Source organism: Roseospira visakhapatnamensis, assembly GCF_014197915.1.
In the GTDB taxonomy this organism is placed as follows: Bacteria; Pseudomonadota; Alphaproteobacteria; order Rhodospirillales; family Rhodospirillaceae; genus Rhodospira; species Rhodospira visakhapatnamensis.
The window spans coordinates 1-2590 of the sequence record NZ_JACIGK010000074.1; the positions used below are offsets into that span (position 1 = coordinate 1).

Below are 2590 nucleotides of genomic sequence, written 5' to 3' on the forward strand. Positions count from 1 at the left end.
GACGAGGGCGGCGGCGTAGGGGTCGCGCCACGCCTCGGCGAGGAGATAGTGTTTCCAGTTGCGCAAGGTCCGCCGCGCCAGGGTGTCCGCGCGGCTCTTTCGGAAGGCCCGCCACAGGCGCGGCACCCCGGGCGCGTGCAGCAGCGGCTTGCGCCGGTAGCCGGGGCCTTGGGCCGGCTCCTGACCGCGATCCTTGCCCCCATCCTTGTCCGGCTCCCGATCCGGGGCCGCTCTCTCCGCCGTGGCCGCCTGGAACGGGCCGAGGCGCCGCTCCAGGGCGGCCCTGGCGCAGGCGCGGTCCAGGGCCGAGGCTTTCATGGCCTGGCCGCCGGCGCGGTCGGTGAACACCAGGCCGGCGCCCCGGGCCTTGAGGCGCACGCCATGCCGGTCCAGCAGGTCCCGGTGCAGGTCCGGCCAGGTCCGGCTGTCGGCGACGGTCTTCAGCACGGCGTCGCGGTGGCCCTGCAGCCAGCGCTGGAAGCTCTCTTCCCAGGTGGCGGCCTCGAAATCGCGCGCCGCCGGCGACAGGGGCGGCGCCTGGTCGCGGTCGGCGCGGCCGCGATCGACGATCAGGCCGTAGCGCTGCTCCAGGGCGCGGGAGGTCTGTTCCAGGGTCTTGAAGTCGCGATAGGGCGTGTGGACCTTCAGGGTCTCCGGATGCACCTTGTTGATCGCGATGTGCATGTGGAAGTGGTCGGTGTTGATGTGGGTGCCGGCCACGTACTGATGCGCGCCGAAGCCCAGGGCCTCGGCGTAGGTTCGGGCCATGTCCTTGAGGGCCGCGCCGGTCAGCCCGGGGCGGTCCTCGGCGCGGAAGGAGACCACCAGGTGATAGGTCTTGTCGGCGACGGCGGGCTTCTTCTGGCGGACGGCCTCGATCTCGGCGAGGGCCGGCGCCAGGTCGGCCGGGGTCTCGCCGGCGTCGCAGTTGGCGATCCACAGGCGGTCGAGCTTCTCGCCCTGTTCGGGGGCGGCGGCGATGTATTCGGCGAGGCGCGTGTAGTCGTCGGCCACATCGGATCGTTTGGCGATGCGGTGGGCGATCATGGGGCGATCATGGCGCGCGGCGCGGCTGAAGCCGGGCGCGCAGGGCCACGGCCGCCGCCTTGAGCGCGGTCTGGCAGGTGGCGATATCGGTGGCGATGGCCTGCAGTTGCGCCTGGAGGGTGTCGTCGGGGGCCTCGTCCAGGGCCAGCTTGAACAGGTTGCCCAGGCGCGCCTGGTCGGCGTTGACGCGCATCAGGTCGCGGATGGCGTCCCATCCGGCCAGGCTGTCGGCGGCCGGCAGGGGCTGGGCCATGAGCAGGCGGCGCAGCACCTCGGCCTGCGACAGGTGGGTGCGCGCGGCCAGGTCCTTGAGGCGGGCGGCCTCGGCGTCATCGAGGTAGGTCTTGGCAGGGTGGCGGGCGGACGGCATGGGCGCGTCCCCCGCTCAGAGGCCGGGCGCCTGGCCGCGTGACCGTGTGCGTGAGGGGGCCGGCGCCAGGCCGAGGGCGCTGCGTTGCAGGGCCTTGTAGAGGTCGTGGCCGGCGCGGATGTTGCGCTTGCGCTGGTCGATGACGCGCTTCTCGTCGTCGTCCAGGCGGGACTTGTCCTGATTGAGCAGGCGGGCGGCGTGGGCGGAGAAGAACTGGCGGGCCTCGTCCCGGGGCAGGTCGCCGGTCCGGTTCTTGGGCAGGCTGTGTTCCTCGTCGACCTGGCGGTAGGCGCCGGGATCGGCGACCTTGCCGAGCAGCCGGTCAGCGGCCGTCATCTCGGCCAGGGCCGCCGTCAGGCTGTCGCGCATGGCCCGGCTGTTGGCGTACTGCTGGAGGTCGTTCTCCAGGAAGCGGCGCTCGGTGGCCAGGATCAGCGGCAGGTCGCCGCTCTGGCCCACGTCCTTGAGGTCCTGCAGGATCGATCCACGCAGCTTGGCCCGACGCCGGGCTTCCGGTGTCTTGTCCACCTCGTTGGTGAGGGTTTTTTCCCGAAGGAACCGACGGTCAATCCTATCGATCAAGCCAGTCTTTTCCATAGCGTTTCTCCGCCGTTTCGGTCCTCAGACCCTTCTGTTTGATCCAGTCGGCGCCGTTGACGTTCTTCGCCGCCATCAGCGCGTGCGCGGGAATCTCGGCCAGGCGCAGCCACGCCCAGGCTGTTTCGTCATCACCGGCCTCGTCGGCCGCTTCGGACTCGCAGATGTAGATCGCGTTCTGAGACAGACCCGCGCGCTCGTCGTCGGTGAGGTAGCTTTTCGGCAGATCGGACATGAGGGGGATCCTTTCGGACGGAGGATGGAAACCAGTCCCGAGTCTAGCCGGACCACCGTCCCCCGTCACAGGGGGAACTGAGAGGGAAAAGGCCGCCGCCGGCCGATGGGGGGACCGGCGGCGGCAAGGGCGGTCACCGGGGGGCGGCCAGCCATCCGGTGACCGGTGGCTTACCCCCCCGGGGCGGTGGCCTGCCGGTCACGGTCCATGGCCCGCTCCTCGATGTCGCGGACGGTGTCGGCCGACAGCCGGTCCCGGAAGACGTCCCGGGCGGCGTTCAGCAGCGGGACATCCCGTCTGGCCCGAGTCTCGGGAAGGTGGATCAGGTTGCCGAAGTATGC

Annotated in this window: 4 protein-coding genes; all 4 read right to left on the reverse strand. The window is 71.0% G+C overall.

From position 1 onward, the window contains the following. Positions 1 to 1047: TraI/MobA(P) family conjugative relaxase (traI, locus tag GGD89_RS19385; protein ID WP_184049129.1), on the reverse strand; the 1047-nt coding region annotated here is incomplete at its 3' end. Positions 1048 to 1054: 7 nt separating this feature from the next. Beyond that, positions 1055 to 1417, reverse strand: a complete 363-nt coding sequence (locus GGD89_RS19390; RefSeq protein WP_184049132.1) for a plasmid mobilization protein — start codon at positions 1415 to 1417, stop codon at positions 1055 to 1057. Positions 1418 to 1432: 15 nt separating this feature from the next. Beyond that, positions 1433 to 1999 (reverse strand): hypothetical protein, encoded by a 567-nt coding sequence (locus GGD89_RS19395; RefSeq protein WP_184049135.1) that lies wholly within the window; start codon positions 1997 to 1999, stop codon positions 1433 to 1435. Further along, entirely contained in the window at positions 1989 to 2249 is a 261-nt protein-coding gene (locus GGD89_RS19400) for a hypothetical protein (protein WP_184049138.1), read from the reverse strand. Before GGD89_RS19400 ends, GGD89_RS19395 begins: the two co-directional genes overlap by 11 nt. Between the last annotated feature and the right edge of the window lie 341 nt (positions 2250 to 2590).

Coding starts and splice junctions, on each gene's coding strand:
- GGD89_RS19390 (WP_184049132.1), bottom strand. CDS start 1,417: ATGCCGTCCGCCCGCCACCCTGCCAAGACCTACCTCGATGACGCCGAG.
- GGD89_RS19400 (WP_184049138.1), bottom strand. CDS start 2,249: ATGTCCGATCTGCCGAAAAGCTACCTCACCGACGACGAGCGCGCGGGT.